The sequence below is a fragment of the Paraliobacillus quinghaiensis genome, from assembly GCF_003426025.1.
In the GTDB taxonomy this organism is placed as follows: Bacteria; Bacillota; Bacilli; order Bacillales; family Amphibacillaceae; genus Paraliobacillus_A; species Paraliobacillus_A quinghaiensis.
The window spans coordinates 1-2171 of record NZ_QJSH01000057.1; the positions used below are offsets into that span (position 1 = coordinate 1).

Here is a 2171-nt window from a genome sequence, read left to right on the forward strand (position 1 = left end):
CACATGCAATTAGCGAAGTTGGCAGTTGAAGAAACTGGCCGCGGTGTTTATGAAGACAAAATCATCAAAAACATTTTTGCAACTGAATATGTGTACCACAATGTAAAATATGATAAAACAATTGGTGTAATCAGTGAAAACGATCATGAAGGTATGGTTGAAATTGCTGAACCAATTGGTGTAGTAGCTGGCGTAACACCAGTAACAAACCCAACATCTACTACTCTATTTAAATCAATTATTTCTATTAAAACTGGTAATCCTATAATTTTCGCTTTCCACCCATCAGCACAAAAATGTAGCTCAACTGCAGCAAAAGTTGTTTATGATGCAGCAGTAAAAGCAGGCGCACCAGAAAATTGTATTCAATGGGTTGAAACACCTTCGATTGAAGCGACACAAACATTGATGAAACATGATGGTGTTGCTACTATTCTAGCAACTGGTGGTCCAGGAATGGTTAAATCAGCTTATAGTTCAGGTAAACCAGCATTGGGTGTTGGAGCTGGTAACGTACCTTGTTATATTGAAAAATCAGTTAACGTAAAACGTGCTGTAAATGATTTAATTCTATCTAAAACATTTGATAACGGTATGATTTGTGCTTCTGAGCAAGCTGTAATTATCGATAAAGAGATCTATGACGAAGTAAAACAAGAAATGATTGATAACAGTGTTTATTTCTTAAATGCTGCTGAAAAAGCAAAAGTTGAAAAACTAGTAATCAATGAGGACACTTGTGCAGTTAATCCAAAGATTGTTGGTATGAAACCAGTTAAGATTGCTGAATTAGCAGGTGTTAAAGTTCCAGAAGAAACAAAGATTCTAGTAGCAGAACTTACTGGTGTTGGACCAGATCATCCATTATCTCGTGAAAAATTAAGTCCTGTACTTGCTGCTTATAAAGTAAACAGTAGTGAAGAAGGTTTGGAAAGAGCAGAACAAATGCTTGAATTTGGTGGATTAGGTCACTCAGCTGTTATTCATTCTGAAAACCAAGATGTTATTGATGCTTTTGGCGCTCGCATGAAAGCTGGACGTATCATTCTGAACGCACCATCTTCACAAGGAGCAATCGGTGATATCTATAACGCTTATATGCCTTCATTAACACTTGGCTGTGGTTCATACGGCGGTAACTCTGTATCAACTAACGTTGGAGCAGTACACTTAATAAACGTTAAAAAAATGGCGAGAAGGAATGTTAATATGCAATGGTTTAAAGTTCCACCAAAAGTTTATTTTGAGAAAAATTCAGTACAATATTTAGCTAAAATGCCGAAAATATCTAAAGCTTTTATTGTTACAGACCCAATGATGGTTAAATTAGGCTACGTTGATAAAGTGCTTTATCACTTACGTAAGCGTGCTGACTATGTACACTGTGAAATTTTCTCAGATGTAGAACCTGATCCGTCTAAAGACACAGTTATGCGTGGTGCTGCTGCAATGGATGCATTCCAACCAGATGTAATTATCGCACTTGGTGGTGGATCTGCAATGGATGCTGCAAAAGGTATGTGGTTATTCCATGAGCACCCAGAAACAGATTTCAATGGCATAAAACAAAAATTCTTAGATATTCGTAAACGTGTTTACAAATACCCTGAATTAGGTAAAAAAGCGCAATTCGTTGCAATTCCAACTACTTCTGGTACTGGTTCTGAGGTAACATCTTTCTCAGTTATCACAGATAAAGAAAATAATGTGAAGTATCCATTAGCAGACTATGAATTAACACCAGATGTTGCAATCATTGACCCACAATTTGTTATGACAGTACCAAAAGCTGTTACTGCTGACACTGGTATGGATGTATTAACACATGCAATCGAAGCATATGTTTCAAACATGGCAAATGACTACACGGATGGTCTTGCAATAAAAGCGATCCAGTTAGTATTCGAATATCTTCCACTTGCATATAAAGATGGAAGCAATGAACTTGCTAGAGAAAAAATGCACAATGCGTCAACTATTGCTGGTATGGCATTTGCAAATGCATTCTTAGGTATTAACCATAGCTTAGCGCACAAACTTGGAGCAGAGTTCCATATTGCTCACGGACGTGCCAATGCAATCTTGATGCCACACGTTATTCGTTATAACGCTAAAAAGCCAACAAAATTTGTTTCATTCCCTAAATATGAGTATTTTGTTGCTGACAAACG

At 36.9% G+C, this 2171-nt stretch carries 1 protein-coding gene; it reads left to right on the plus strand.

Annotated elements, in window-relative coordinates; translation table 11 throughout:
- Nucleotides 1-2171: bifunctional acetaldehyde-CoA/alcohol dehydrogenase (adhE, locus tag D2K40_RS16135; RefSeq protein ID WP_117157358.1), on the plus strand; the 2171-nt coding region annotated here is incomplete at both ends.